The organism is Algoriphagus pacificus, from assembly GCF_017254845.1.
In the GTDB taxonomy this organism is placed as follows: Bacteria; Bacteroidota; Bacteroidia; order Cytophagales; family Cyclobacteriaceae; genus Algoriphagus; species Algoriphagus pacificus.
The window spans coordinates 658,668-684,481 of sequence record NZ_JAFKCU010000002.1 but is presented as its reverse complement, the minus strand read 5'-3'; the positions used below and the strand labels follow the sequence as shown (position 1 = coordinate 684,481).

The window sequence follows — 25,814 nt, the reverse complement described above, 5'->3', positions numbered from 1 at the left end:
TACTATAAATTTTTAGTTATGATATATCTTTTCTGGGGAGTTCTGAATATAGTTGTGTTTTTTGGCTGGCTTTGGATTGGCTCAAATCTTCTGTTTAAAAGAAAGAGTCATAAACCAATCGAAACGAGACTCTATTCTGTAGCATTCATTATTGGTCTAGTTAGTCTCCTTACAAGTAACTCAAAAAATGAGCTTACTTATCAGAAGAGTCACGACTTGCCTGCAATTATGGATCACTTTGAGGTAAAAAATACATTAACTCATCGCCTTGACATAACTATCATAAGGGATAAAGAAACTAACCAACTTTTGCCTCAATTCACCCAAGCCCAATTAACTGGTTTTGTTGCAGGATTAAATTGGAATCTTTCAGGTCTGAGTGAAATTCAAAATCAACTTCAAATAAATGGATTTCTAACTTGGAAGTTAATGGGAATCGAACTTTACAATCAGCCTCAAACTTTTACTATCGCAATCGATGAAAAGAAATAAAATCTTTTTACTTCAACTTCTCATTGTTTTTATGCCTGTCAATATCTCGGATATTTTTCTTTTCTAGGTTCTTTCTCAAAGCTTCGGTCAAATCCACTCCAGTCTGATTGGCAAGACACATCAAAACCCAGAGAATATCAGCCATTTCATCCCCAAGATCTTTTCCTTTATCTGATTCCTTAAAGGACTGTTCTCCGTAGATTCTGGCCATTATCCGAGCCAACTCCCCCACTTCTTCCATCAAAATCGTCATGTTGGTCAATTCATTGAAGTAGCGCACTCCTACCGTTTTGATCCAGTAATCTACTTGTTCTTGGGCTTCAGAGAGTGTAATTTCCTTTTTCATCAGATTTTTTCTTGTGTTCTTGAAACTGAATAATAAAAGTACCAAGCTAGTGAACAGTAGAAAACAAATCTGCTTTTTTATCTTGCCTTCTATTACTTAAAATTGATCCAATCTCCCATGTCAACTTTGACAAGTGACTTACTAACCTTTACTCTTTCTGTTTTTACAGGCTTTTTCGCAATTATGAATCCGATTGCAAATGTGCCTATCTTTTCTTCTTTGGTAGAGGATGCAGATAAAGAAACCAAACGGAAAATCAGTAAAAAGGCCACAACGGTAGCTTTTCTGATCGTGTTCATATTCGTGATTCTGGGCAAGTTTATTTTTGAATTATTTGGTATAACCATACCAGCTTTTAAAATCACAGGAGGTATTCTGATTTTCTTTGTGGGGTTTGAAATGCTGCAATCCAAAAAATCAAGCGTCAAGCATTTGAAAGAAACTGCATTTGATGAAAACATTGCCATCTCCCCTCTTGCAATTCCCATTCTAGCTGGTCCAGGTACCATCGTAACTGCCATGAACTTTGTTTCTTCCGGCAATTATATCCACATAGGAATCGTCATTTTGGTTTTTGCTATCATGTGCATTTTGACCCATTGGGCATTTCGGTTGGGTGACAAATTGGTGCTTCGAGTAGGTAAGAATGTGATTACCGTAATCGGAAAAATCATGGGTTTGATTATCGCCATCATTGGCACCAGTATGATCATCGAAGGGGTCAAAGTCGCTTTCGAACTTTAATCAAATTAGACAATTCAATTCCTTTTCTATGAAGGCTCTACTCTACGAAAATTTTCAAGGAACTCCCAAAATAACTCAAGTTCAAGATCCAAATCCATCTCCAGATGGAGTAGTGATTGAAGTCAAGGCGACTGGGCTATGTCGATCAGATTGGCATGGATGGATGGGGCATGATGATGATATTGAACTTCCACATGTCCCAGGACATGAGTTTGCCGGGATTATCGCAGCTGTGGGCAAAGATGTGAAAAACTGGAAAGTTGGAGATCGGGTAACTGTTCCCTTTGTCTGTGCTTGTGGGAAATGTCCGGAATGTGCCTCAGGAAACCAGCAGGTTTGCGACGTCCAGTTCCAACCCGGATTTACCCATTGGGGTTCTTTTGCGCAATACGTCGCAATTGAAAGAGCAGAAATCAATCTCGTTTCCGTCCCAGAGGATATCACCATGGAAACAGCAGCCAGTTTAGGTTGTCGATTCGCTACTTCTTTTCGAGCAGTGGTGGACCAAGGGAAAATCTCAGGCGGCCAATGGGTCGCTATTCATGGATGTGGTGGGATTGGGCTTTCTGCAATTATGATTGCAAATGCTATGGGTGCTCAGATCATTGCGATTGATATTGATGAAAACAAATTAAAGCTAGCTGAACAAGTCGGAGCATCATTTACTATCAATGCTGCCAAAGTAGCCAATGTGGTGGAAGCAGTTCGAGAAATTAGCAAAGGCGGAGTTCATGTTTCGATCGATGCTTTGGGTAGTGCTGAAACCAGCTTCAATTCTATCGCGAATTTGAGGAAGAGGGGCAAACATATTCAAGTTGGATTGATGTTGGCGGACCATAAACACGCAGCTGTTCCAATGAACCAAGTAATATCTAAAGAGCTGGAAATCTATGGTAGCCACGGCATGCAAGCTTATCGATATCCTGATATGCTGCAAATGATCCAATCCGGAAAAATGAATCCTGAACTTTTGATCGGGGCAAAAATATCTTTAGAGGAGGCATTGACAGCTTTGCCTGAAATGGATAAATTTAAAGGAACAGGGATTACTCTGATCACCAGTTTTTAATCATTTTAGCATGAATCCAAAGCCAAGTTCCATTGAGGAATACATTTCCTGGTTCTCTCCAGAAATTCAAGAAAAACTACAAATCATTCGAGAAACCTTAAAAAAAGCTGTTCCTGAGGCGACCGAAGTGATTAGCTATCATATGCCGGCCATTAAAACAACCGAGGTTTTGGTTTACTATGCAGCTATGAAAAACCATTTGGGTTATTATCCAACTAACCTGCCCATTATAGAATTCAAAAAAGAATTGGAAGGATACCAAACCTCCAAAGGGGCAATCCAAATTCCCTATTCGCAAGAATTGCCTCTAGAACTTATTTCTGATATCGCTATTTTCAGAAAGGAAATGGCCCAGCAAAGTGCCGAAATGAAAAAATTGAAGAAAAAGAGTAAGTGAGAGGTTAACCCAGAACCTTTTGAACTGCATTCAGAAGTAAATCAACCTCTGCTTTCTTGTTATAAATATGGGTAGAAATCCGGATCGCATTAATTCCTCCCTCCGGCACGATTCGAATTCTGAATCCTTCTTGACTTATCTCCCGATAAGCCTCCTCGTAGTCTTTATTTTTAGGCTTGAAGGCAACCATACAAATCCTTGATTCAGCTTCTTTCGGTGTAATAATTTCTAACTGATTATTCATTTCCGCTAAGCCATCATAAAGCTGCTGATTCAATTCCCGAATTCTGGTTTCAATTTTCTGTCTTCCGATTTCTTGATGGAAATTAACTGCTGCTAATACTCCTTTGATCATTGGTAAACTTTGGCTCCCGTAATCATATCTATGTGCGGTCTTTACATATTCGTTGAGCTGTAAAGGCTTTTGATGTAAATCATATCCAGTTTCGGAATAAGCACCTACTTGAAAGGCCTGTAGATCGTCCAATAATTCTTCTCTCACATATAAAAACCCAGTCCCATTAGGTCCTAAAACCCATTTATGATAACTACTGGCATAAAAATCAACACCCAATTCTTTTAAATTCAAGTCAAACGTTCCTGCGCCATGTGCTCCATCAATTGCCGTGTAAATCCCTTTGCTTCTGGCGAAATCGGCAATCTCTTTAACAGGCATAACCAGTCCAGTCGTGCAGGTGATATGTGGAACTGCAATTACTTTGGTTTTTGGAGTCACCAGGCTTTTAATCAAATCCAGATTTTCCTCCTTCGTCAATCCAGGTTCGAATGGTTTCAAAACTATCCCATGTAGTTTTGCACGGTTCAACCAAGGAATTGCATTTCCTGCATGTTCATGATAGGTGATGATCACTTCGTCTCCAGCCTTAAGGGGCAAACCCCAAACCATGATATTGATTCCTTCAGTCGTGTTATGGGTTAAAGAAATTTCCGATTCTTTGATTCCTACAAAATCAGCTAGCTGAGCTCTCAGGGGATCAATATGTCCATATTCTCCAGAAGCATTTGTTTGTTCAAAAGAATTTTTCAAAGCCTCTAAAACTGCTTTTGGAGATGGGCCAAATGTCCCATTATTCATATAAATGCGAATTTGAGTCAAAGGAAACTGATCTCTTACCTGCTCCCAAAACTCTTCCCCTTGAAGATTATGGTTCAGGCTATTTGCTTTTGAATCAGGGATACCCAAAAGCCCTGGAGCCATGATTCCTATTCCAAGCTTTTGTAAAAATGACCTTCTACTTTTCATATAAGTTGATTGTAGCGTTCAAAAAGTAGTGAAATTAAGTTAACCAATCTGCTAATTCCGAGCTAAAGATAAAAGAAAATTAGTCTTCGCTATGTCTCATTTTCAATCCTCTGTTTTAGCCAGAAAAAAATCTTCAATTAATCTTCGTTGGATTATCAAGAAATTAAACTTTCAAAACATTTAAATTAATTGCACTTTATAGTTTGAATAATTAGAAATCCCAAAATGCCAAAATATCTGCTAATCCTGTTTTTTACTTTTTTCGCTTTATCGAATCAAAATGAAGTTCAAAATGCTCCAGAAGAGGATTTATTCTCAAAAGAAAAGGTAAGAGTTGTCCGATTGGCAGAAGAATACGCTTCCTTCAAACCAATTACCGTAACGGCTGAAAGTAGCCCTAGAAGTGTGGGAGGAATTCATGATTTTTATTCCGAAGGAGATTATTGGTGGCCTGATCCAGAAAATCCAGCCGGTCCATATATCCAGCGCGATGGTCTCACCAATCCAGAAAATTTCACTGCCCATCGAGAGGCTATGATCCGTTTTAGTCAGATTTCCGGCGCTTTGGCTTCAGCCTATTTGGTGACGAATGAAACAAAATATGTACAGGCTCTAGCTCCTCATTTGAAAGCTTGGTTTATCAATGAAGAAACCAAAATGACCCCAAATCTGCTCTATGCTCAAGCAATCAAAGGGAAGGTAACAGGAAGGGGAATTGGGATCATCGATACGATTCAGTTAATGGAAGTGGCAAAGGCAATCGAAGCCGTCGAAAACTCAGGAGTGATTCCAAAATCAGAAATTCAGCAAATGAAAGACTGGTTTGCAGCATACCTTAACTGGATGACAACTCATCCCTATGGTATCGATGAGCGGGATCATGGCAATAATCACAGTGTCTGCTGGGCCATGCAAGCTGCGGTTTTCGCCAAACTGGTAGGAAATCAGGAAGTGCTTGAATTTTGCAAGGAGATGTATAAAAACGAACTTCTTCCAGACCAAATGGAGGCAAATGGAAGCTTTCCCCTCGAACTCAAGCGTACCAAACCCTACGGCTATTCCTTGTTTACTTTAGATGCCATGGCAACACTTTGCCAGGTTTATTCGGATGAAAAGGAAAACCTGTTCCAATATGAAACGCCGGATGGAAAGTCTCTGAAAAAAGGAATTTCATTTTTGTACCCCTTTGTAAAAGACAAAAACTCTTGGCCTTATCAACAAGATGTCATGTATTGGGATCAATGGCCAGTGCGCCATCCATTCCTATTGTTTGGTGGAATGGCTTACGATAAGGAAAACAATTTACAGCTTTGGAATCAACTGGAGGCGGACTTTGATACTCCCGAGGTAATCCGGAATATGCCGGTGAGATTTCCTTTGCTATGGCTTAATGAGAAAAAACTAGATGCCTCAGTTTCAATTTCGAATGAAAAACTCCAAGAATTCATCTCTGCCGGATCCGTTAGCTACAAGGACTTTGGAGCTATGGGAGATGGGAAAGCGGATGATTTTGAAGCAATTATAGCAACTCATGAATTTGCCAATGAGCATGGATTAACCGTAAAAGCAAGTGAAAATGCTTCTTTTTATATAGGAGGAACAGATAAAACTGCCATCATCCAAACGGATACTGACTTTGGTTCAGCTAGCTTTATTATTGATGATAGAAACGTCGAAAACCGCACGGCTCCTGTTTTTCTCGTCAGTTCCAAATTAGAATCCTACCAACTTGAAGGAATAAAAACCCTCAGAAGAAATCAAGAAAAACTAGACATTTCCCTTCCTCGCCCCAGTCTGATTACCGCCACCAACGCCAACAAAAAACGATATATCCGCTTTGGATTAAACCAGAACAATGGTGCTTCACAAACCGATATTTTTCTAGTAGACAAAGATGGAAATGTGGATATGAATGCTCCTATTATCTGGGATTTTGAGGAAATCACTGATATGACAGTGTTGCCGATTGACGAGGAAGTTCTGAAAATAACTGGCGGCCGATTTACTACGATTGCGAATCAGGAAGAATCTAAATACAATTATTATAGTCGAAATCTTTCCATCAAACGCTCAAATGTAATTGTTGATGGGCTTGAGCACCGAATCATCGGCGAAGGTGATCAGGGTGCTCCATATGGAGGATTTTTGAACATCAGCAACTGCACGAATGTCACTGTCCAAAATACGGTTTTAACCGGGCACAAAACCTATCAAACTATTGGAAACGCTGGAAAACCAGTCTCCATGGGTAGCTATGATATTTCTATCAGCCGCGCTCTCAATGTTTCATTTATCAATTGTAGTCAAACCAACGACATTGATGATTCTACCTATTGGGGAATTATGGGATCCAACTATTGTAAGAACTTGCTTTATGACAATTGTACTTTCTCCCGCTTCGATGCGCATATGGGTGTTGCGAATGCCAAGATTCGAAATTCTACAATGGGACATATGGGAATCAATGCAATTGGCAGTGGAACCCTTCTCGTAGAAAATACAATCATACGAGGTAGAAATGTGATCAATTTGCGTTCAGATTATGGAAGCACCTGGCAAGGAGAATTCATCATCAAGGACTGCACATTTATCCCAAATGGAGGTAAAACTTATAATGCCTCACTTATCGGCGGATATAATTCCGGTCAACATGACTTCGGCTATACCTGCTATATGCCAGAAAAAATCACTTTTGAAAACCTTAAAATCGAAGATTCCAATCATCCGGAAAACTATCAGGGGCCAGCTATTTTTGGAAATTTCAATCCGGAAATGAAGGACAATTCCTATCAAGAAGCATTTCCGTATATCATCACAGAAGAAGTGATTTTAGATAATGTAACCACCTCCAGTGGAAAAAAATTAAGGATTAGCGAGAATCCATTGATGTTTAATGATGTAAAGGTGATCAAAAAATAAGCTTCATTTCATAGACCAGGGTTTAAACCCTAGCCTAAATTGATTTTACTCAATTACCCAACTCTTTCACCTTCTCTACTACCTCAGGCACGTCCTCAGCATAGTGACTGACATAGATTAAAGTAATCCCACTTCGCTCGCATACTTGCTGGACAGTTTCTTTAAAAAGCCTCCGCTGAAACTCATCCATGCCTTGGCTGGCCTCATCAAGTATCAATAATTTTGGCTTTTTGATCAAAGCTCTAGCTAGGAGCGTCCAGCGCTGATGCTCTAATGACAATCTCTGAATGACCGTATTTTGGAGAGGTTCAAGAATAAAAAGTTTAATCCATTGATGAGCCAATTCCTCTTGCTCAGAACTGACTTTTTTAAACAAACCCATGGTATCAAAAAGGCCTGATAAAATCACTTTTCTACAAGTTTGATTGGCGGGGAAATACCTGCTCAATTCAGGAGCTACAAATCCTGTTGGTCGCTTCACATCCCAAATACTCTCCCCTGTTCCTCTTTTCCTTCCAAACAACCAAAAATCCTTCGAATAAGCTTGCGGGTTTTCTCCGATCAATAAACTGAGAAGAGTAGACTTTCCTGCTCCATTTTTTCCTTTTAACAACCAACGTTCTCCAGAATTCACCTCCCAATTCAGTCGATCCAAAATGACCTTGTCTCCATATTTTATGGTCACATCATTTAATTTAATCACAGGAAAAGGATCCACTTCTAAATCCTTTGGAAGCAAACTAGCTAACAATTCCCAATCCCAGCTTGGCATTTGCAAAGGTTGGATCTGGTCAAGATGGAAATCCTCCTTTGTCCAAGTATTTACCAATCCCTCTTTGGAAAGTTTTCCAATATGGGTAATTCCATCCGGAATTTCTGTAGCTGAAGTAGTCATTAAAACCTGGACACCAGCTTCGGAGATTCTCTTCAAAATCTGACCAAACTCCTCTCTGCTTTTTGCATCCAGTCCTGTCATAGGCTGATCCATCAAATAAATCCTTGGCTGCTGCATCAGACCCAAAGCGATTGCAAGCCTTCGCGTTTCTCCGTTGGAAAGCTTCAGTAAAGACTTATCTAATAAAGCCTCCAATCTCAACAATTTGGCTACATTTTCGATGTTCCATGGCCCTGAAACTTTGGGATTAACCTCTAGCAAATACTCTCTGACAGTTGCTGTTTCTTCTGATTCGGAAGAATTGAACCGCTGCTGAAAATAAAAGTTCTGAATATGGGACCTGTTCTTGAAAACATACTTTTGGGAAACATAGGCGATCAAATCCCTGAAGCTATGTACCTCACCTGCTTCGGTTTTACTTTTCACATAATCAGCTGAAAACGACCTTTCTATCTTTCCCGCAGAAAGTACCGTATTTCCCCTCAGTGTTTCGATAAAAGCAGTAAGCTCCCAGCCAGAATCTCCAATTATGGCCCAGTTTTCTCCTTTTTTCCATTGGAAATCCAGGTTTTGAAAAGCTTGTTGTGCCTTAAATAAAATGGTGGCCTGCTGGATGGATAAAATTGTATCTGACAAAAGACTGCTGTTTAATAGGGATCGAAAGATTGAAAAATATATTCAGCCAATCAATAAAAGATCAGATGAAAAGTACCTCAACCATTTCCAACCTGTTTTACCTGTTTATTTCAAGGTAATTTTCTGCACGCAAACTGTCGCTTCGGTCATATAAATAATTCCATTGGGTCATGTACTCGTCAGCAGGCAGGAATTGGTCATGCGTTGCCTTCAATTTCCTTTTAAGAATTGCTTCCATCTCCTTTTGTAAACCTTTGTATTCGGCTTGATTCACAAGATTTGTAAGCTGATAAGGATCTTTTTCATTGTCATACAAAAGCCATGGGCCCAGAAGATCTGTTACATAGGTATACCTTCGAGTTCGGATACCTCGATATTCTCTTCCTCCGTTTTTAAACTGCCACTCATGAAAAGGAACCGGAAGCATAATCAGAGTTGCTTCATTTTCCAAGTCTTTTCCAGCAAGAAGATTTGCTGAAAAATCCTTGCCTTCAATTGATTCTGGAATGGGAATTTCGCTCAGCCCAAGCAATGTAGGAAGCAAATCTGGTGTCCCTATCGGGTCAAGAACTCTCTTACTTCTTGTTCCAAATTTATCTGGATATCTCAGCAGCATTGGCACTTTGATCGCCTCATCCCAAGGTCTTTGCTTTTTAACTACCCCTCTGGACATCAACATATCTCCATGCTCGGATGTGAATACAAAAATAGTATTGTCTGCTATTCCGGCCTTATCAATTCCTGCAAGCAAATCTCCTATTGCCTTATCAATCGCAGTGGCATGTGCATAATATCCTGCCAAAACTCTTCTGGCACTATCTTGATATTCTTCGGGTACATTGGGCCGCAATTTTAAAGTACCTGCATCATAGAGTTCCTGATATTCCTTAGGCGCAGAAAAATATGGGTCATGAGGTGGCCCATAGGAAAGCATCAGGACGAATGGTTTTTCCTTGTTTTTTGAAATAAAACTGATCGCACTATCTGTCTGTGGAAAAACATCATACCCCTCCCAAGTGTGTTTTTCATCATTCTCATCGAAATAAAAACTGTTGTTATAATTATGGGTAACCTCCCTTACTTTCCAATAATCAAATCCCTGTCTTCGATCTTTTGGTACAGGTTGGTCTCTCGCGCTAAAGGGATCAGCTCCTCTCGCATGACCATTTAAGTGCCATTTTCCGATATATCCAGTCGCATAGCCAGCCTCTTTATAAATTTCCGCCAAAGTCAGAGCTTCATTTGGAAGCGGCTTATCGTTATAAAAAACCCCATGCGTCAAAGGATATTGGCCTGTCAAAAAACTTGCTCTCCAAGGAGCACAAACGGCCATTGTCGTAACTGCATTTTCAAAAATCAAGCTTTCGGAAGCAAGTTTATCCAGGTTGGGAGTAATGATCTGATCATTGCCGGCATAACCAATTTCTTGAGCCCTCCACTGGTCAGCTAATACAAAAACGATATTGGGATGATTGTTTTCTTCGAGTTTTGGTTCCTCCGAAGTTGAGACAGAATTGTTGCTGATTAAGAAAGAAAAAGCAACAGTTAGCGTGAAAAACAGGGATAGTATATAAGCCTTCATTAAGTTAATGTAGACTTATCTAGATCTTTTTCTATCCTGCTCTAACCCGAGTTTAGATTTTATTCTTGCTGTCCATCAAAATGGTCACAGGGCCATCATTGACCAAGCTGACTTTCATATCTGCACCAAATTCCCCTGTTCCTATAGATTTGCCCAAGTCGCTTTCAAGTGTGTGAATAAATTGTTCATACAAAGGAATGGCAATATCTGGTTTCGCTGCTTTGATGTAAGAAGGGCGGTTTCCTTTTTTGGTGCTGGCATGTAGCGTAAACTGGGAAATCAATAAAATATCACCTCCACAATCCAGCACAGATTTATTCATGACTTCATTTTCATCAGGAAAAATTCTCAGATTCACGATCTTCTTTGAAAGCCATTCAATATCCTCCTGATTATCTGCCTCCTCAATCCCTACCAAGATCATCAAACCTGTTTCTATTGAAGATTTAACTAACCCGTCGATTTTAACAGAGGCTTCCGATACTCTTTGTATAACTACTATCATTTACTTAGATCCTGTAATTGGCCGGATGAAATGATTTCAACTGATTCATTTTTACTAGCCAAAGCTGTTTTGACCATTCCTTTTGCAACTTGATAATCGTAAATCGGTCTGATGTTTTTAAATAGCTTTAACCAAACCAAAGGCTTCATCACAATCGTAGCTATTTGCTCACCGAGTCTGAACTCAGATCTATTTCCCAATAACAGAAAAGGTCTAAATAAACCTAGGTATTCAAATCCTAAGTCTTTCAAATCATTTTCTGTTTTACCTTTTGTCTGACTGTAAAAAATTGAGGAATTGGCATCAGCTCCTGAGGAAGAAACATACAAGAATCGAGAAGCTCCTAAAGCTTTTGCCCATTTCGCAAATTCAATCACCAAATCATGATCGATCTGAAAAAAACGCTCTTTTGATCCTGCCTGCTTGATGGTAGTCCCGAGAGAAGAGAAAGCATGCATTTCAGCATTTTTTTCCAAAATCGACTCCTTCAAAGCATTAAATTCTCCACCTAAAGAATCAGCACCGATCAGATGCTCCCAATCCCAGGTATTTATTTTTGCCAAATCTCCCTCTAGTTGAACCAGATTTTGATGCTTGATGGCAAGTTTTCTTCTTCCTACGCTGATTACATAATCGTAATTAGAGAGTAGCTGATGCAAAAGCTGCATCCCCACCATACCGGAAGTACCTGAGATCAGGGCTATTTTCATGATTCGTTTATTTTAGAAATTGCTTCATACAATTCCTGCTCGGTGGCTTTATTCCTATCTCTGGCGTACCAAAGGTAGGTTCCTTCAGAAAATTCTTTAGAGCTAACTCCCTGTGGATCCAGTTTGAAAGCTTTCAATCGATCCTGAAGATATTTTGGCCTTGGTCCCCAAGTAAACAATTCTTCTTCTAAATCAGCAGAAAAACCAATCAATTTCGGGATTGATCTGGCTCCTTCAGTTAAATACTGATCCATAATGGCTGGATGCTCATCCCGAAAAATAATTTTCAATGAAATCAAGGGATTCAAATCAGCCAATTTGGCGATATATGGAATGGTCTGAGATCCATCTCCACACCAAGCTTCTGTCAGCAAAAGCCAAACTTGGGGCTGATCAATTTTTTGGATCAAATCTACCATGGCTTCTGAGACTTTGGAAGTCTTCTCCACGCGGTTCATTCTCACCAAATTCAATCGGGTATAATTCAAATATGACTCAGATTGATTGGGGCCGGTAGTTTTTCCCTGGGCAACCAAGTCAAAAGTCAGCTGTTTGAATTCTGGATAGGAAAGTGCGGTAGTTAATATTTCCTTCGTAATTGACGGTGTAATCGAGGTAAGCATACTTTGAGAATTTGGAAGGTAACAGAATGGCTTATCCTTGAGTTCTCTCCCAGTCTAAAAATTCCTCAATTTCATCTTTAATCTTCGCATATATCGCCAAGATGACAGATAAGTCATCCGCGAAACCCAAAAATCCCAAGAAGTCAGGGACTATATCAAAAGGTGAAATAAAATAAATCAAACCCAATAAAAGCAATCCTAAGGTACTTCCTGCCAGTTTATGAGTTCCGCTGAAATGAGCTTTGATCATTCGGATAAAAACACCAACCGGTTCAACCAGCTTTTTGATTTTAGAATCAGCTCCAAATTTGCTGATCTTTTTACCTGTCTGGGAAAGCAGGTCTTTGACTTTCTCCTCTTGGCGAATCAAGGCATCAACCTGTTTGCCAAAAAGTCTTTTGGCTTGATCCAATACTTCGGTCGCTTTTGATTTGAGAGTAGCCATTTATTAGAAGTAAATATTGATTTCTGATTTCACTTGTTTCAACGCATAAGAAACAGCATCGTTATTTTGTTCAAGAGATTTGCTGAAAATCGCACGGGCCAATTCCATCCCGGAAGCTTCCGCGGCCACAGATTGGCGACTTTGGTTGATGATGGTATTTACATTTTCAACGGCATTCTTTACGGCCTCCCAAGTCTGCTCAGAGAAATAAACCTGCTGGGAAAAATTATGATTGAACTCTTCTCTCACCTCATGAAGCAACTGTGCATGTAATTCTGCTGCGGTCAAAGAGCCAGGGTTAGACCTTCTGACAAGATTGTTGGGAGAAATCCTTTCCAAAAGCAAGCACAATCTCTCCGCAGCCTGCAAGCGAATTGGAAGGATCGTCTGAGAATTTTGAGTTTTTAACTCCACAATCAATTTCTCTCTCTCTTTTGCCAAAAAAGAGATGACTACAAGGTACATTCCGTAAAGGACGATGCCTGCCGGTAAAAGAATTTTAAGTAAATCTATTGCGTATTCCATCTTGGGTGTATTTCCTTCGAATATCTACAAATTATCCCTGTCAAAAAACTTCAGAGATTGTAAATTTGAATGCGAAACGAACCAATTTCGCGCCAAAAACATTTGATTCACATGATTATTCCTGTCCAAATCACAGAAAAAGCTGAGGCTGAGATTAAAAACATCATGGCCAACAAGAATATCCCATCGGACTACAGTCTGCGAGTGGGCGTGAAAGGTGGCGGATGCGGCGGCATGTCTTATGCACTGGGTTTTGATAAACCAAAGGCTGAGGACCAACAGTTTGAAATCTCAGGCATTCCTGTATTGATCGAAAAGCGCCATTTCATGTTTTTAATGGGGATGCAAATTGACTTTTTTGAGGGTGATGAGGCAAGAGGATTCACTTTCATTAATCCTGACCTTCCAAAACGCCACGATCTCTGATTTTTTTATATTTTCATAGGTAAATCTAAGTCTATGAAAACCTTACTATTTTCTTTCTTCCTCTTCGCTGTAACCAATTCTCTTTTTTCTCAAGTAAAATTTCTTGAAGAAGGTAAAAAGCCTGGTACTGGTTCTTTGGAGGATTTAGGCTGGCTGGTTGGCTATTGGACAGGCACTGGATTGAGCGGAACCTGTGATGAAACCTGGATGCCTGCTGCCGATGGTCATATGATTGGAACTTTCCGATTTTGGAATAAAGGAAAACTTGTCTTTTCTGAGTTTATGAATATGGTTCAAGAAGGAGACACTTTTTACTTGAAGCTTAAACATTTCAATCCGGATCTTTCTGGTTGGGAGGAAAAAGAAGAGTGGACGATTTTTAGACTGGTGGAAACCGGTGAAAACACGATCTGGTTTCATGGATTTACGATGAAACGTGTGGGCGATGAAATGCAGCTTTGGTTAGAATTGGAAGAAAATGGAGAAAAAACTACCATGGAGTTTTCCTATACTAAGCAGAAACAATTAGGCTATTAAGCCTAGCAAATTCATAAATCAATAGATTTTTTGAAAGTTTGAAATTCTAATAATAAGCCTTCAGTAAACTAAACTCCTTTTAATTCGTATTTTAACAGCATCCAATTCTTTTTAATATGAAAAATCTGCTTTTAGTTACCGGAATTCTTTTCACCTTATTTTCATGCAAAACTTCTGAAAATATAACCGTAGATCAGGTTATTAATAATCCTGGATTATCCGGTAAAAAAACCTTTCAAGTGATTACCCAAGCTGATGCTTCCAAAGATATTCTACTACTTAATAAGCTTTTTGAGAAAAAAATGAGAGAGAAAGGGTATTCTAAAGTGGAGCAAAATCCAGAAATCCTGGTCCAATCGGTAATCGCCTCGGTTGATTATGAAAAAGAAGTATTTGGGTATGCTGGTGTTGGCTATGCTGCTTCCTCAACCTATTCTCCTACCTTCCTTGAATCTGTAAAGTATGGAAAAGTTATTTTTTTAATCCAAGATGCTCAATCCTATGAAGTTTTATGGATGGGTACAGGAACTGGGATTTTGACTGAAAAAGAAATAATTGACAAAGGTTCAATAAACTCTGCCTTAGACCAATTAATAGCCGGATTAAAGTAATTTCTTGGAAATTTTTGGAAGAAATTTTCAGACTAAAAATCCTCAAACCCAGGCTTAATATTTTCCCAAAATGCATCTAATGCAATAATTCTGGGTTTGAGAAAAGATATAATCTCAGGCCAATCTTGCTGTTCCATGACATTCACAGCTGGAAGAACTTTTTCGATTTTGGAGATCTTTTGTCCGAATTCATTTTCAGCATGTAACGCCCAAGTCCAAACCTCCCCTAGTTCAGCTTCAAGCAGCTTCCTGAATTGCTTAAATTGATCAAAAAAAAGTTCCTGAAGTTCTTCATCTGCGTGACAGACTTCAATACCAATTGAAGCAAAATCACGCTCTGCCTTCATTCTGAAATAAATGTCTTTGACTCCGGTTTTGTAATTCGGCCAATTAACACGATAGCCACCCGCGTTGCGGATAGGCTTCATGTATTGCCCAAAGGCAACCCAAAATTCTTTTCGGATCCGGGAGGTTTCTGCCCGACTATACATGATTAATACGATTCGTGACTATCAGATGGCAAAACAAGGATGATCTCACCTGCTTTGCTGTTTTCAGGATTTAAAGAATCCAACTGGTCCTGAGTGACGGTGTGAATATTCAGCATCTGAAGATCTGGGAATTTCCGTTTCAAATACCACAAAATCCCCTCGTCATCTTTGGAATGATAGGAACCATTGATGTGAAGAATTTTCTTACCTGCAGCAATCGTTTCAAAAAGTGATTCAGCCATAGTTGCATCTTTCAAAGCCTGGGCCTGAACCATAAAATCAGAATTCCCCGGTGCTCCATGCATCATGTCTTTCATCGCAACATAACCTGGCATTGCCATATCCACTTCGAAAGGAAGAGCAGCCATGTATCGTTTTGCTTCATCGCTCAAACTATCCAATGAAGCCATCCCTGATCTGCTTGTTTGGGAAGCATATTTTCGAGGAACATTACTGGCTATGAAATGAAGATGCTTTTCATTCGCAAAACGCATCAAAGGACGGTAATCAGTTTTATAATTATTCCAGAGTTTGGCTTCTGCCTCAAAGTTTTTCTCGGTCATTTTTCCAGCAAACCACTCGTCAATGTTAAGCTGGTCGTCCCGCTCAAAAAACTCAGCAGCGAGTACTAAATCTTGATTTTGGGCATACATCCCTTTCAAAACCTGCAACTGCAGCCAATGAGTCAAACTGTTGTTATGCAACTCTCCAAAAAAAGTAACATCGGCTTTATTTGCCATTTTCAGCACATCGTCCAATTCAATTTTCTTTCCCTTTTCATTGAAAAACTGGTAAGCTTTCCCCTGGGAAAAAGAAGTAGTCAAACTGCATAAAAAGACTAAAACGAATGCAAAATATTTAGGCATAATCTTCTGGGTATTGAATCTGGACTGCAGAGAATTTCACCAAGCCGCCCAAAGACGGATGATGCTTTTTCAGTGTGATTGTAATTTTCTTGACGTCAGGATAAACTTTCAGAATATCCTCAATAATCAAATGACCAAGATGCTCCAGTAATTTTACCTTCACATCCATTCGGTCCTTGATAAGTTTATAAATCTTAGTGTAGTCTACTGTCGATTTGAGATTGTCCTGAAGCATTGCATCTTTGAAATCAGTTTCCAACTCCAAATCGAGAGTAAAACGATTTCCCAGAACATTTTCTTCCGGATATGCGCCATGATAGGCATGAAACTCAATTCCCTCTAAAGCTACTTTTCCCATTAGTCAAATTGGTCAAAAAATGATCCGGACTGCTTTCCTGGATCCTCTTTGGCTTTTGGAGCCTCCTCTTCAACTGGTTCAGCTTTGGCTATTACTTTTGGAGCTTCTTCTTCCTCAATTTCCGGCTCTTCCTCAGCTACTGGCTCTTCTTCTATTTCCTCCTCTATTTGCTCTTCGATTACTTCTTCTTCTGGTTCTTCGGCAACAAGTTCCTCTTTCATCTCCATATCAGGAGATTCGTCGTGGATTTCAAGTTCCAGTTCCTCTTCAATCACTTCCATTTCTTCCATCAGATCTTCTGAAGGAGCTGGAGGAACTACCTCCTCTACGGGCGCTAAATTTTCAATATTGGCGTAGGTAAAAGCATTAGAACGGCTCAACTCATCGATCGCTCGTTGGTAGGCTTTGGCATCAATTCTGGCAAAATGCGCATCAGATAAATCAATCTGATTTAACATGTCCTGGGATATTCTTCTGAGGCTTTTCACCAAAGCTTCTCTTTGCTCCACCAGTCCGTCATAGGATCGAACCAGTCCTTGCATGCTTTCCCGTAATTCGACTATGGTTTCTTTGGCTTTCGTTTCAGCGGCTCCAACGATTACGTTTGCTTGCTGCTGCGCATGTTCTTGGACTTTTTCAGCATACTCATTGGCTTCCGAAACAGTCTTTTCTGCCTGGGCATTGGCCTCAGAAATAATCAAATCCGCTGCTTCATTAGCCTCTTCAATAATTGATGCACCGGTGTCTTCAGCTGTTTTCAGAGTTCTAAATAGAGAATCCTCCACATCCTTTAATCGCTTGGCCTCAGCTTCCGTATTTTGAAGTTTGGTTTTCAACTCCATATTTTCCTGATGAAGCTGATCGACTACTTGACTGACTTCTTCTAAAAATTGAGTTACATCTTTTTTTTCATAGCCTCGAAACGCTGTTTCAAAGGATTGTTGCCGGATGGCTGCTGGTGTAATCTTCATGGGTTAGCTTGCTTCTATTTGCCAAATGGATATGGTACGGTCATCAGAGACAGAAATCACCTGTCCTGAATAGGTACTCCAAAGAACTTTATTTATGGATGTGCCGTGACCGGCATTTCTTGCTTTGTCAATTACTTTCAAAAGTTTCTTCTCTCCAGCATCCCAAACTTTGATGGACTTGTCCATCGAGCAGGTAACTAGGAGACTTCCGTCTTCTTTGAAAGATAAATAATTAATGGCATACATGTGCGCCACTATCGTTTCTTCAATGGCGTAATCTGCCGTATTCCAAAATTTCAGACGGGCATCTCTGGCACCACTTACCAACGTGTTTTCATCTGGAGAATAAGCCAAAGCAAAAACAGAATTGGTATGTCCAGTTAAATTAGCCACTGGCTGAAAATCATTTCTGAGATCTAAAACCTTGATTGTATGATCGCTGAGACCGATTGCCAAATGCTTTTTGATAGGCGAAACGGTCATCACTCGAATGCTTTTGGAACTCAGTTTAATCCTTTTGCGAAGGGATTGATTTGGAATATCAAGTACCAATAGCACTCCATCTCCTGTTCCTACAAATGCCTCATTTCCAAAAATCTTGATATCAAAAATAGCTTGGTCGGTGATCTTTAAAGACCAAACTTCTTTGTTTTCGTTGAGGTCAATGACATGAATTCCTTCAAAATTATGACCGATAAAAAGCAAATTCCGCTCTTTATCTACTTCCATTGCATAGACAGAATGTGGTAATTTGGCAATTAGCTTTCCATCTTTCGGTAAATCCAAATCCCACTCCACTACCATTCCATCCCCTGCACCAGTATAAAAAAACCTTGGATCGCTTCCTTCGGTCAATGCATAGATGCAGTCGTTGTGCCCGGTCAGCGTTTGGAATTTATTAACTTGAATTTTTGACATATATTGGACGATGACTTAGCTGAGCCCTGCTGGCCTATGCAAACAAAAATAGAAAAAATTGACTCTTCATCGGCCTTAGCGATCAAGATAATTGAATCTCAACACGAAGAAGATCTTGAATTCCTAAGCTTTCGCGAAAAACTCTCTTATGCCAATATCTCCCATCCCGAAAAACGAAAGGAATGGGCCACAGCAAGAATGGCGATAAAAGATGCCTTGGAAGCACTATACATTCCCTACCCTGGCTTTTTCAAGGACGAGCATGGCAAATCCCAGACAATGGGCGGAAGTGGATACGTTTCTCTTTCCCATACCGAAGGGCTGGCTGGCGCGATCTTTCATAGAGAATTACCTGTAGGAATAGACATGGATCTGATCCGTGAAAAAATCCTGAGAATTGGTTTCAGGTTTTTGGATTCCTCGGAACTTGATTTTCTGGAAAAAGATCCGCTTCATTACACATTAGCTTGGTCAGCCAAAGAATCAATCTTTAAATGTCAAGGAAGACGAGGGGTAAGTTTTCGGGAGAATATATTATTGGAGCCATTTTCCATAGATTCCAATATCATCAAAGCAAAAATCAGAGGAACAGATTTTGCAGACCACCATTATCAAGTACATGCCCGTGTGCTGAATGATGTGGTTTTAACTTATACAATCTGGTAAATTAAAAATGAAAAAAATCATCACGCTTTTACTTTTCACAAGCTTATTCGCTGGCTTAGTCTCAGCACAGGATATGTCAAATCTACAATTGACTGATGCTGTGACGGGCAAAACACTAAGCCTCACCAGCCAGGTAAAAGGAAAAGCATTAGTACTGATATTTCACAGTTTGAATTGCCCTTTTGCAAAGATGTATGAGGAAAGGATCATTGATTTCAAGAGTCGCTTCCAAAGTCAGGATATTACTTTTTTGATGGTGAATTCTGAAATCTCAGGAAAGGAACAAAGTGCAGAAAGCTTAAAGAATCACATTGACAATACAGGGCTTAACATGTCTTATGTCATGGATGAAAACCAGGAATGGGTGAAATTTTTCAACATTACTAAAATCCCTGAAATGGTCATTTTAATTCCAGGAGCAAATGGGCCTACGGTTGTTTATAGGGGTGCTTTTGATAATAATGCGCAAGCTGCGACTGCGGTAACTGAAAAATATTTGGAAAAGGCAATCAATCAAGTGCTCCGAGGAGAAACTCCAAGCCCAAATCAAGTAAGGGCAGTAGGCTGTAATGTTAGGGCATTTTAAGCTTCCAAAATAGAGATCATCTCTTTTACCTCTTCAACTTTTTCCATTTCTCCCAGCTTTTCAAAGGAGTTTCCAAGATTCCTAAGAGTCCGCAGAAGAATCTGCAAATAAGCGCAAGGCTCGAAATACTCGTCTTTTGGCTCGAGCTTTAAATGCTCCAGGTAATTAAAAATATCCTGCTTACTGAAAATCAAACCTTTGTTAAAGGCATTGATATAAAAAGTGAGTTCGGCAGACTTATAAGTGAGTACAAACAGATTTGGGAGATTCACTCCGTAAATCGGAAGCCCTAACTTCTTTGCCACAAGCAAATAAATCGCACAAAGGCTCAGAGGATTTCCTCTTTTGCTATCCAAAACAGCCGAGAGCATGCTATTCGCTGGTGAATGGAAGTTTTTGGTATTAGCAGAAAACCGAAGGGTGTTAAAAAGTACGTTATTGATGATTCTCACCTGATCATAGGGAGGCAAGTCATTTTTAAAAGCTGTCCAAACTTCAAAATAAATCTGATGCATTTCGGCATTCAGCTTTTCATATTCTAAATCTGGATACTGATAGGTATTGATAATCCAAAGTCCAGTCAGCAAATCCCTGTCTTCTGAATCCCTCCACTCCGTCAGTCTTCTTTTCAATAAGGAAAACTGAAGGTCATGGACCAACTCTTCAATTTCTTTCTGAATCTCAGGATTAAAGCTGTTTTCCCATTTTTTTTCGAGAAAAGGAATGATCTCAGTACCCAAAGAAATAATTCTTTCACGAACATGATTTCTGACTTCATCATCCGTATCATCCAAAAGAGAAACCAATGCATTTAATTCTCCGGTGGTCAGGGTACTCATAGGCAGAGATTAGAAATTTTTGATATCAATAATTTAGTAAAAAAGCGCTTAAGTCTGGATAACTCCCACATTAAATCTTTCCGAAATCGGCGCATGATTGGCGGCCGCAATTCCCATACTGATCACATTTCTAGTTTCTCTTGGATCAATCACTCCATCAACCCAAAGTCTGGCAGCAGCATAATATGGACTGAGCTCTTCATTGTACTTATTGGTAATTTCATCCAAGAGTTCCTTTTCATCTGTTTCAGAAATCTCCTTCCCCTTTTTCTTCAAAGAGGCCACTTTGATTTGAAGCAAGGTTTTAGCAGCAGAAGCACCTGACATCACAGCCATCTGAGCTGTGGGCCAAGAATAAATCAAGCGTGGGTCGTAAGCTTTGCCACACATGGCATAATTGCCAGCGCCATAAGAATTGCCAAGAACTATTGTAAACTTTGGCACCACAGAATTAGCCATGGCATTCACCATTTTTGCTCCGTCTTTGATGATTCCGCCATGCTCTGCTTTACTGCCAACCATAAATCCGCTGACATCTTGAAGAAAAACCAAAGGGATTTTTCGCTGGTTGCAATTCATGATAAATCGCGCTGCTTTGTCTGCGGAATCAGAATAAATCACTCCTCCCATCTGCATCTCTCCTTTCGCAGTCTTGACGATTTTACGCTGATTTGCCACAATACCTACTGCCCAACCATCAATTCTGGCTGTTCCACAGATTAAGGTTTTGCCATAGTCTTTTTTGTATTCTTCAATTTCACCTCCATCTACTAGTCCGGAAATGACATCCAACATATCATAAGGTTTTACTCTTTCCATAGGAAAAACCTCCAAGAGCTCATCACCGGATATTTTAGGGTCTTTCGGTTCTCCCCTATCAAATCCTGCGGTAGGATTAGCACCTATCTTATCGAAAATGTCTCGGATCGCATCAAGACAATCCTGATCTGTATCGTATTTATTATCTGTTACTCCAGAGATTTCACAGTGAGTAGTTGCTCCACCCAAGGTTTCATTGTCCACTGATTCGCCGATGGCAGCTTTGACCAAGTAAGAACCCGCTAAAAATATAGAACCAGTTTTATCCACAATCATCGCCTCATCAGACATAATCGGAAGGTATGCTCCTCCAGCCACACAGCTTCCCATGATTGCAGCAATTTGGACAATCCCCATGGCAGACATTTTTGCATTGTTTCTGAACTGCCTTCCAAAATGTTCTTTGTCAGGAAAAATCTCGTTTTGCATGGGAAGAAAAACCCCAGCACTATCTACCAGGTAGATAATTGGCAGATGATTTTCCATGGCAATTTCCTGAGCTCTTAGATTCTTTTTTGCGGTCATCGGAAACCAGGCTCCGGCTTTTACAGTCGCATCATTTGCAACGATCACCACCATTCTTCCTTTGACATATCCAATCCCAGTCACTACTCCGGCAGATGGACATCCTCCCTCCTCTTCGTACATGCCATCGGCAGCAAAGGCCCCGACTTCAAGAAAATCCGAATCCTTATCGATTAAATATTGAATTCTTTCCCGAGCAGTGAGCTTGCCTTTTTCATGTTCTTTGGAAATCCTCTTAGTACCTCCTCCTAGTTTTACCAGTTCGGTTTTTGTCTTGAGTTGATCTAATAGGCTTTGAAAAGTTTGAGATTCCATGGAAAATTTGGGTTCTGTGAATTTTTGGGTTTATAGATTAAAAACTCCAATTCGATGAGAAGAGTTTGGTTTGAATATACGCAAAAGCCCTTTTCCGATGAGAAAAAGGGCTAACTGATTGTATCTGAAGAGAAAATTAATTTGCCTCGATCTGGTTTTTATATTCCTTGATGGATCTATAAATTGCTGAAGCCATGTACTCTTGTCCTTTTTGGCTCATCAAGAATGCCTCTTCAGTAGAATTGGATAAAAATCCCAATTCAATCAAAACACTTGGCATAGATGGAGTCCAAAGCACATAAAAAGGTCCTTGTTTTACACCTCGGCTTTTTCTACCTACTTTATCTTTGAATTGGGTTTCTACATGATCAGCTAAAGTCACAGAATTCTCAAAATGAACTTTAGACATCAGGTTAAACATCATGTATGATTCTGGCGAACCCGGCTCAAAACCCTCGTAATTTTCCTTATAGTTATCTTCAAGTAAGATTACTGAGTTCTCTCTTTTGACAATATCAAAATTGGCATCGAAATGCTTCATCCCCATCACAAAAGTCTCCGTTCCAAAAGCAGAACGATTTGGAGCTGAATTGGAATGGATGGACACAAATAAATCTGCTTTGTTTTTATTTGCAATGATGGGTCTTTCTTTCAGTTCGGGGAAGCTGTCGTCTTTACGAGTGTAGATGACTTCCACATCTGGAAGATTCTCCTCTATATATTTCCCAACCAAAAGTGTCACAGCTAGATTAATATTCTTTTCTTTGGACCTTGAACCCAGATTACCAGGATCTTTACCGCCATGACCTGCATCGAGGACAATTTTCTTCATGCGAAACGCTGGCATCATAGATTCGTTAGATATGAATCCTCCAAATAAAAAAGGTACTAGGACAATTAAACTAATTAGAATTTTTTTGCTTTTAGACCGTTCCATGAGGGCAATAGAATTAACTTTACGCGAAATTTTACACAAATTAAACAAAGCGCAAGCAGCTGTGCAGGGATTTAGACTCCTTTTATTAATTATACTCGGACTTTTGATTGTTCCTGATTGGGCAGCTGCACAACAACCTACCAGAAGAACTGAAAGAAGGTTGACTGTGCCGGATACTTTAGCTTCCCCAAACCTGGATACAATTCCAGAATCTAACCCGCCTGCGCTAAAAGACACTTTGCCTAGTGATAGTTTGGCAAAAATTATGCCCACTGGGCCAATCCAAACAGAAATAACTTATCACGCTGAGGATAGCATCGTTTCAGATTTCACCCAAAACAAGATTTATCTCTACAATCAGGCCTACTTCGAATACGGTGAAATGAGGCTTGAGGCAGATTATATCGAGATTGACTGGAAAAACTCCATGCTTTATGCTTCTGGAGTTACAGATAGTTTAGGAAACGTTAGAGGAAATCCCTTTTTCAAAGACGGGCCTTCTGTATATGAAATCCGAAAGGAAATGCGCTACAACTTTGCCACGCAAAAGGCTATTATCAAAGATGTAGTAACCGAGCAACAGGATGGAATTCTGAGAGGTGAAACCATCAAAAAAGAGGAAGACGGAAGTATTTATTTAAGTCACGGATATTACACTACCTGTAAATTGACCGAACCCCACTGGCATATTTCATCCAAAAGAATCAAGTCAATCGAAGGAAAACAGGTGGTATCCGGGCCTTTCAATCTTTATTTCAATGGCATCCCAACTCCATTAGGATTACCTTTTGGTATTATTCCAAACACGCCAGAAGAAAAAGCTTCTGGAATTATTTTCCCTTCCTATGGAGAAGAACAGGTCAGAGGTATTTTCTTAAGGGATTTTGGATATTACTTTGCCATCAATGATTATATCCATGCGCGATTAACCGGTGATATCTATTCCAAAGGTGGATGGGGAGCAAAAGCCCAGTCAGTCTATAAAAAACGCTATCGCTACACAGGAAGCTTCAATCTGGATTTCCAAAAGTTCGTTTCTCCAGAAACGGAACTGAATCCTGTCAACTACAATACATTCAGAATTCAATGGAGTCATTCTCCAGAAACCAGAGGAACCAGTAAATTTTCTGCTTCTGTCAATGCAGGAAGTACGAGTTACTTCAATAATGTGATCAATCAGAATAATTTCCAGAATAACATCTCTTCTGAATTCACCTCCAATGTTTCTTATTCCAAAACATTTACCGGAACACCTTTTTCGATGTCTGCTAATATGCGACATTCTCAAAGTGTCTCGACTAATGAAGTTCGCCTAGACCTGCCTTCCATTTCTTTAAACATGAACCGGCAGAGCCCATTTAGAAATGTAAATTTTGAACCACTGAAGACCTTAAATATTGCGTGGAATTTCAACTTGCAGAACTCAATTACCAACAGGGTGGATCAGTCTTTTGGCGTGCCAACAGATCTATCTACAGGGAACGAGACAGTTGATGTAATCCCTTTCAATCTTGCAAATGCCAATTTATTGCTAGATAATGCCAAAAACGGGGCGAAAAATACGATTCCAATCAGTTCTAATTTTACGCTTTTCAAATACTTTACTGGAAACGTCAACACCACATTAACTGAACTCTGGTATCTAAACCGGATCAATTATTACTACAATCCAACGGAACAACGCGTAGATAAAATTCTGGAGGATGGCTTCAATAGGATAACAACATACACTTCCTCTTTTGCCTTGAATACCAACATTTATGGTTTCTTCAATTTCAAAGGAAATGGTAAAATCCAGACGATTCGTCAACACCTCCAGCCATCGATTGGATTCAGTTTTCAGCCGGACTTTTCCGATCCGAGTTTTGGTTACTATCAAGAGGTTCAAGTCAATGAGGAAGGTGATAAAAGGCTTTTATCCAGACATCAAGGATTTATCTACGGTGGGGCAACTTTGGGAGAGTCTAGGTCAATGACTTTTAATCTTCGAAACGTATTGGAAGCAAAAATCAAAAACCCTTCTGATACTGCTGAAGCAGAAACCAAAAAAATTCCTTTGCTGGAAACTCTCAACTTGAGTACCAGCTACAACTTTGCTGCGGACTCCTTCAATCTCGCCCCTTTGAGTATCAGTGCCAGAACCAGCTTCTTCGACAGAAAGCTTTCCGTCAACATGACGACAACTTTGGATCCTTATGCCACAGCTACCTCCTTAAATAGCAATGGAGTAGAGACACAAAGGAAGATCAATCAATATGCTTGGAAAAATGGTCAAGGCATAGGTACGATTCGAAATGCCTCCTTGAATATGAATATGTCTCTCAATCCAGGAGGCAATAAAACACCGGGAGAGGTTCGCGATGAGGTGACTACCAACTTCATGCAGCAGGGCGGGGTCATGAATGAGTTTGTGGAAAGCGAAATCAACAGAATAGTCTCTGACCCAAATCAGTACATCGATTGGAATATCCCATGGAACTTGAGCATCGGATATAACCTTAGCTACAGCAAACAGACCACCGGCACGACTAATATCACCCAGGGCATGAACCTGAGCGGGGATGTTTCCCTATCGGAAAAATGGAAGATCAATTTCAACACAGGTCTTGACTTGCAAGCCCAGAAAATCACCCAATCTATGATTGGAATTGCAAGGGATCTACACTGCTGGCAAATGAATGTAAACTGGATTCCTTTCGGAAGATTTACCTCTTATAGCATTGATATACGAGTGAAGTCAAGCATCCTTCAAGACTTGAAAGTTTCTAGAAGAAGATCGTTCTTCGACAACTAATCG

General features: G+C 39.9%; 28 protein-coding genes. 11 read left to right on the top strand and 17 right to left on the bottom strand.

Annotation, left to right across the window (positions count from 1 at the left end; translation table 11 throughout):
- Positions 1-18 precede the first annotated feature (18 nt).
- Positions 19-492, top strand: coding sequence for a hypothetical protein (locus tag J0A69_RS09715; RefSeq protein WP_206586360.1), 474 nt, complete (start codon positions 19-21; stop codon positions 490-492).
- Positions 493-499: 7 nt separating this feature from the next.
- Here J0A69_RS09715 and J0A69_RS09710 read toward each other — a convergent pair whose 3' ends face one another.
- Complete coding sequence (locus J0A69_RS09710; protein ID WP_206586359.1) at positions 500-838, bottom strand: nucleotide pyrophosphohydrolase; 339 nt, start codon at positions 836-838, stop codon at positions 500-502.
- A gap of 117 nt (positions 839-955) precedes the next feature.
- Here J0A69_RS09710 and J0A69_RS09705 point away from each other — a divergent pair, with 117 nt between their 5' ends.
- The 3 genes from J0A69_RS09705 to J0A69_RS09695 are packed head-to-tail and all read left to right on the top strand — an operon-like array spanning position 956 to position 3,048.
- A complete protein-coding gene (locus J0A69_RS09705) occupies positions 956-1,582 on the top strand; it encodes a MarC family protein (protein ID WP_236032776.1) in 627 nt (208 codons plus the stop codon).
- A gap of 28 nt (positions 1,583-1,610) precedes the next feature.
- Entirely contained in the window at positions 1,611-2,651 is a 1,041-nt protein-coding gene (locus tag J0A69_RS09700; RefSeq protein ID WP_206586358.1) for a zinc-dependent alcohol dehydrogenase family protein, read from the top strand.
- Between the two features lie 10 nt (positions 2,652-2,661).
- Positions 2,662-3,048: an iron chaperone gene (locus J0A69_RS09695; protein WP_206586357.1), complete on the top strand. Its 387-nt coding sequence runs from the start codon at positions 2,662-2,664 to the stop codon at positions 3,046-3,048.
- 4 nt (positions 3,049-3,052) lie between these two features.
- On the opposite strand, the gene J0A69_RS09690 is transcribed toward J0A69_RS09695, so the two are convergent.
- Entirely contained in the window at positions 3,053-4,312 is a 1,260-nt protein-coding gene (locus tag J0A69_RS09690; RefSeq protein WP_206586356.1) for an aminotransferase class V-fold PLP-dependent enzyme, read from the bottom strand.
- Positions 4,313-4,537: 225 nt separating this feature from the next.
- On the opposite strand from J0A69_RS09690, the gene J0A69_RS22720 reads away from it, so the two are divergent.
- Positions 4,538-7,231 carry an alginate lyase family protein gene (locus J0A69_RS22720; RefSeq protein ID WP_206586355.1) on the top strand — a complete coding sequence of 898 codons (2,694 nt, stop codon included), beginning with the start codon at positions 4,538-4,540 and terminating at the stop codon, positions 7,229-7,231.
- A 49-nt stretch (positions 7,232-7,280) separates the two neighbouring features.
- On the opposite strand, the gene J0A69_RS09680 is transcribed toward J0A69_RS22720, so the two are convergent.
- From J0A69_RS09680 to J0A69_RS09650, 7 genes are all read right to left on the bottom strand, one after another.
- Complete coding sequence (locus J0A69_RS09680; protein WP_206586354.1) at positions 7,281-8,762, bottom strand: ATP-binding cassette domain-containing protein; 1,482 nt, start codon at positions 8,760-8,762, stop codon at positions 7,281-7,283.
- 97 nt (positions 8,763-8,859) lie between these two features.
- Positions 8,860-10,344 (bottom strand): sulfatase family protein, encoded by a 1,485-nt coding sequence (locus J0A69_RS09675; RefSeq protein WP_236032774.1) that lies wholly within the window; start codon positions 10,342-10,344, stop codon positions 8,860-8,862.
- 52 nt (positions 10,345-10,396) lie between these two features.
- On the bottom strand, positions 10,397-10,849 hold the full coding sequence (dtd, locus tag J0A69_RS09670) for a D-aminoacyl-tRNA deacylase (protein WP_206586353.1): 453 nt from the start codon (positions 10,847-10,849) through the stop codon (positions 10,397-10,399).
- Complete coding sequence (locus J0A69_RS09665) at positions 10,846-11,559, bottom strand: NAD-dependent epimerase/dehydratase family protein (protein WP_206586352.1); 714 nt, start codon at positions 11,557-11,559, stop codon at positions 10,846-10,848. Before J0A69_RS09665 ends, dtd begins: the two co-directional genes overlap by 4 nt.
- On the bottom strand, positions 11,556-12,182 hold the full coding sequence (locus J0A69_RS09660) for a thioredoxin family protein (RefSeq protein WP_206586351.1): 627 nt from the start codon (positions 12,180-12,182) through the stop codon (positions 11,556-11,558). The genes J0A69_RS09665 and J0A69_RS09660 overlap by 4 nt, the downstream gene beginning before the upstream one ends.
- A 31-nt stretch (positions 12,183-12,213) precedes the next feature.
- Positions 12,214-12,627 carry a YkvA family protein gene (locus tag J0A69_RS09655; protein WP_206586350.1) on the bottom strand — a complete coding sequence of 138 codons (414 nt, stop codon included), beginning with the start codon at positions 12,625-12,627 and terminating at the stop codon, positions 12,214-12,216.
- Between the two features lie 3 nt (positions 12,628-12,630).
- Positions 12,631-13,152 carry a DUF7935 family protein gene (locus tag J0A69_RS09650; RefSeq protein WP_206586349.1) on the bottom strand — a complete coding sequence of 174 codons (522 nt, stop codon included), beginning with the start codon at positions 13,150-13,152 and terminating at the stop codon, positions 12,631-12,633.
- A 111-nt stretch (positions 13,153-13,263) separates the two neighbouring features.
- Between J0A69_RS09650 and J0A69_RS09645 the strand changes: the two genes are divergently transcribed.
- The 3 genes from J0A69_RS09645 (at position 13,264) to J0A69_RS09635 (ending at position 14,726) form a co-directional block, all read left to right on the top strand.
- Positions 13,264-13,578, top strand: a complete 315-nt coding sequence (locus J0A69_RS09645) for a HesB/IscA family protein (protein ID WP_206586926.1) — start codon at positions 13,264-13,266, stop codon at positions 13,576-13,578.
- Between the two features lie 33 nt (positions 13,579-13,611).
- On the top strand, positions 13,612-14,115 hold the full coding sequence (locus J0A69_RS09640; RefSeq protein ID WP_206586348.1) for a DUF6265 family protein: 504 nt from the start codon (positions 13,612-13,614) through the stop codon (positions 14,113-14,115).
- 116 nt (positions 14,116-14,231) lie between these two features.
- Positions 14,232-14,726 (top strand): DUF4136 domain-containing protein, encoded by a 495-nt coding sequence (locus tag J0A69_RS09635; protein ID WP_206586347.1) that lies wholly within the window; start codon positions 14,232-14,234, stop codon positions 14,724-14,726.
- A 32-nt stretch (positions 14,727-14,758) separates the two neighbouring features.
- Here the strand turns inward: J0A69_RS09635 and J0A69_RS09630 are convergent, their stop codons facing one another.
- The 5 genes from J0A69_RS09630 to J0A69_RS09610 are packed head-to-tail and all read right to left on the bottom strand — an operon-like array spanning position 14,759 to position 18,330.
- Positions 14,759-15,217 (bottom strand): DUF4268 domain-containing protein, encoded by a 459-nt coding sequence (locus tag J0A69_RS09630; protein ID WP_206586346.1) that lies wholly within the window; start codon positions 15,215-15,217, stop codon positions 14,759-14,761.
- Between the two features lie 2 nt (positions 15,218-15,219).
- Entirely contained in the window at positions 15,220-16,083 is an 864-nt protein-coding gene (locus tag J0A69_RS09625) for a ChaN family lipoprotein (RefSeq protein ID WP_206586345.1), read from the bottom strand.
- Positions 16,076-16,441: a dihydroneopterin aldolase gene (folB, locus tag J0A69_RS09620; RefSeq protein WP_206586344.1), complete on the bottom strand. Its 366-nt coding sequence runs from the start codon at positions 16,439-16,441 to the stop codon at positions 16,076-16,078. Before folB ends, J0A69_RS09625 begins: the two co-directional genes overlap by 8 nt.
- Positions 16,441-17,412: a DivIVA domain-containing protein gene (locus tag J0A69_RS09615; RefSeq protein ID WP_206586343.1), complete on the bottom strand. Its 972-nt coding sequence runs from the start codon at positions 17,410-17,412 to the stop codon at positions 16,441-16,443. The genes folB and J0A69_RS09615 overlap by 1 nt, the downstream gene beginning before the upstream one ends.
- 3 nt (positions 17,413-17,415) lie before the next feature.
- Positions 17,416-18,330, bottom strand: a complete 915-nt coding sequence (locus tag J0A69_RS09610) for a WD40 repeat domain-containing protein (protein WP_206586342.1) — start codon at positions 18,328-18,330, stop codon at positions 17,416-17,418.
- A gap of 36 nt (positions 18,331-18,366) precedes the next feature.
- Between J0A69_RS09610 and J0A69_RS09605 the strand changes: the two genes are divergently transcribed.
- Together J0A69_RS09605 and J0A69_RS09600 are read left to right on the top strand one after the other, a co-directional pair.
- Positions 18,367-18,996: a 4'-phosphopantetheinyl transferase family protein gene (locus tag J0A69_RS09605; protein ID WP_206586341.1), complete on the top strand. Its 630-nt coding sequence runs from the start codon at positions 18,367-18,369 to the stop codon at positions 18,994-18,996.
- 7 nt (positions 18,997-19,003) lie between these two features.
- Positions 19,004-19,582, top strand: coding sequence for a thioredoxin-like domain-containing protein (locus tag J0A69_RS09600; protein WP_206586340.1), 579 nt, complete (start codon positions 19,004-19,006; stop codon positions 19,580-19,582).
- Here J0A69_RS09600 and J0A69_RS09595 read toward each other — a convergent pair.
- The 3 genes from J0A69_RS09595 to J0A69_RS09585 all read right to left on the bottom strand — a co-directional run bounded on the left by J0A69_RS09595 (position 19,579) and on the right by J0A69_RS09585 (position 23,017).
- Positions 19,579-20,421 (bottom strand): transglutaminase-like domain-containing protein, encoded by an 843-nt coding sequence (locus J0A69_RS09595; RefSeq protein WP_206586339.1) that lies wholly within the window; start codon positions 20,419-20,421, stop codon positions 19,579-19,581. The two genes, J0A69_RS09600 and J0A69_RS09595, sit on opposite strands and share 4 nt — an antisense overlap.
- 48 nt (positions 20,422-20,469) lie before the next feature.
- Positions 20,470-22,080, bottom strand: coding sequence for an acyl-CoA carboxylase subunit beta (locus J0A69_RS09590; protein ID WP_206586338.1), 1,611 nt, complete (start codon positions 22,078-22,080; stop codon positions 20,470-20,472).
- A gap of 136 nt (positions 22,081-22,216) precedes the next feature.
- Positions 22,217-23,017: an N-acetylmuramoyl-L-alanine amidase family protein gene (locus J0A69_RS09585; protein ID WP_206586337.1), complete on the bottom strand. Its 801-nt coding sequence runs from the start codon at positions 23,015-23,017 to the stop codon at positions 22,217-22,219.
- Here J0A69_RS09585 and J0A69_RS09580 point away from each other — a divergent pair.
- Positions 23,016-25,811: a putative LPS assembly protein LptD gene (locus tag J0A69_RS09580; RefSeq protein WP_236032772.1), complete on the top strand. Its 2,796-nt coding sequence runs from the start codon at positions 23,016-23,018 to the stop codon at positions 25,809-25,811. The genes J0A69_RS09585 and J0A69_RS09580 overlap by 2 nt on opposite strands.
- Positions 25,812-25,814: the final 3 nt, after the last annotated feature.

What these genes read in the sequence shown, in the direction of transcription:
- J0A69_RS09700 (WP_206586358.1), top strand. Translation starts at nt 1,611, where the DNA reads ATGAAGGCTCTACTCTACGAAAATTTTCAAGGAACTCCCAAAATAACT.
- J0A69_RS09590 (WP_206586338.1), bottom strand. Translation starts at nt 22,080, where the DNA reads ATGGAATCTCAAACTTTTCAAAGCCTATTAGATCAACTCAAGACAAAA.
- J0A69_RS09690 (WP_206586356.1), bottom strand. Translation starts at nt 4,312, where the DNA reads ATGAAAAGTAGAAGGTCATTTTTACAAAAGCTTGGAATAGGAATCATG.
- J0A69_RS09600 (WP_206586340.1), top strand. Translation starts at nt 19,004, where the DNA reads ATGAAAAAAATCATCACGCTTTTACTTTTCACAAGCTTATTCGCTGGC.
- J0A69_RS09635 (WP_206586347.1), top strand. Translation starts at nt 14,232, where the DNA reads ATGAAAAATCTGCTTTTAGTTACCGGAATTCTTTTCACCTTATTTTCA.
- dtd (WP_206586353.1), bottom strand. Translation starts at nt 10,849, where the DNA reads ATGATAGTAGTTATACAAAGAGTATCGGAAGCCTCTGTTAAAATCGAC.
- J0A69_RS09585 (WP_206586337.1), bottom strand. Translation starts at nt 23,017, where the DNA reads ATGGAACGGTCTAAAAGCAAAAAAATTCTAATTAGTTTAATTGTCCTA.
- J0A69_RS09615 (WP_206586343.1), bottom strand. Translation starts at nt 17,412, where the DNA reads ATGAAGATTACACCAGCAGCCATCCGGCAACAATCCTTTGAAACAGCG.
- J0A69_RS09595 (WP_206586339.1), bottom strand. Translation starts at nt 20,421, where the DNA reads ATGAGTACCCTGACCACCGGAGAATTAAATGCATTGGTTTCTCTTTTG.
- J0A69_RS09665 (WP_206586352.1), bottom strand. Translation starts at nt 11,559, where the DNA reads ATGAAAATAGCCCTGATCTCAGGTACTTCCGGTATGGTGGGGATGCAG.
- J0A69_RS09655 (WP_206586350.1), bottom strand. Translation starts at nt 12,627, where the DNA reads ATGGCTACTCTCAAATCAAAAGCGACCGAAGTATTGGATCAAGCCAAA.
- J0A69_RS09705 (WP_236032776.1), top strand. Translation starts at nt 956, where the DNA reads ATGTCAACTTTGACAAGTGACTTACTAACCTTTACTCTTTCTGTTTTT.
- J0A69_RS09675 (WP_236032774.1), bottom strand. Translation starts at nt 10,344, where the DNA reads ATGAAGGCTTATATACTATCCCTGTTTTTCACGCTAACTGTTGCTTTT.
- J0A69_RS09715 (WP_206586360.1), top strand. Translation starts at nt 19, where the DNA reads ATGATATATCTTTTCTGGGGAGTTCTGAATATAGTTGTGTTTTTTGGC.
- J0A69_RS09625 (WP_206586345.1), bottom strand. Translation starts at nt 16,083, where the DNA reads ATGCCTAAATATTTTGCATTCGTTTTAGTCTTTTTATGCAGTTTGACT.
- J0A69_RS09645 (WP_206586926.1), top strand. Translation starts at nt 13,264, where the DNA reads ATGATTATTCCTGTCCAAATCACAGAAAAAGCTGAGGCTGAGATTAAA.
- J0A69_RS09710 (WP_206586359.1), bottom strand. Translation starts at nt 838, where the DNA reads ATGAAAAAGGAAATTACACTCTCTGAAGCCCAAGAACAAGTAGATTAC.
- J0A69_RS09650 (WP_206586349.1), bottom strand. Translation starts at nt 13,152, where the DNA reads ATGGAATACGCAATAGATTTACTTAAAATTCTTTTACCGGCAGGCATC.
- J0A69_RS09695 (WP_206586357.1), top strand. Translation starts at nt 2,662, where the DNA reads ATGAATCCAAAGCCAAGTTCCATTGAGGAATACATTTCCTGGTTCTCT.
- J0A69_RS09660 (WP_206586351.1), bottom strand. Translation starts at nt 12,182, where the DNA reads ATGCTTACCTCGATTACACCGTCAATTACGAAGGAAATATTAACTACC.
- folB (WP_206586344.1), bottom strand. Translation starts at nt 16,441, where the DNA reads ATGGGAAAAGTAGCTTTAGAGGGAATTGAGTTTCATGCCTATCATGGC.
- J0A69_RS09640 (WP_206586348.1), top strand. Translation starts at nt 13,612, where the DNA reads ATGAAAACCTTACTATTTTCTTTCTTCCTCTTCGCTGTAACCAATTCT.
- J0A69_RS09610 (WP_206586342.1), bottom strand. Translation starts at nt 18,330, where the DNA reads ATGTCAAAAATTCAAGTTAATAAATTCCAAACGCTGACCGGGCACAAC.
- J0A69_RS09630 (WP_206586346.1), bottom strand. Translation starts at nt 15,217, where the DNA reads ATGTATAGTCGGGCAGAAACCTCCCGGATCCGAAAAGAATTTTGGGTT.
- J0A69_RS22720 (WP_206586355.1), top strand. Translation starts at nt 4,538, where the DNA reads ATGCCAAAATATCTGCTAATCCTGTTTTTTACTTTTTTCGCTTTATCG.
- J0A69_RS09580 (WP_236032772.1), top strand. Translation starts at nt 23,016, where the DNA reads ATGAGGGCAATAGAATTAACTTTACGCGAAATTTTACACAAATTAAAC.
- J0A69_RS09605 (WP_206586341.1), top strand. Translation starts at nt 18,367, where the DNA reads ATGCAAACAAAAATAGAAAAAATTGACTCTTCATCGGCCTTAGCGATC.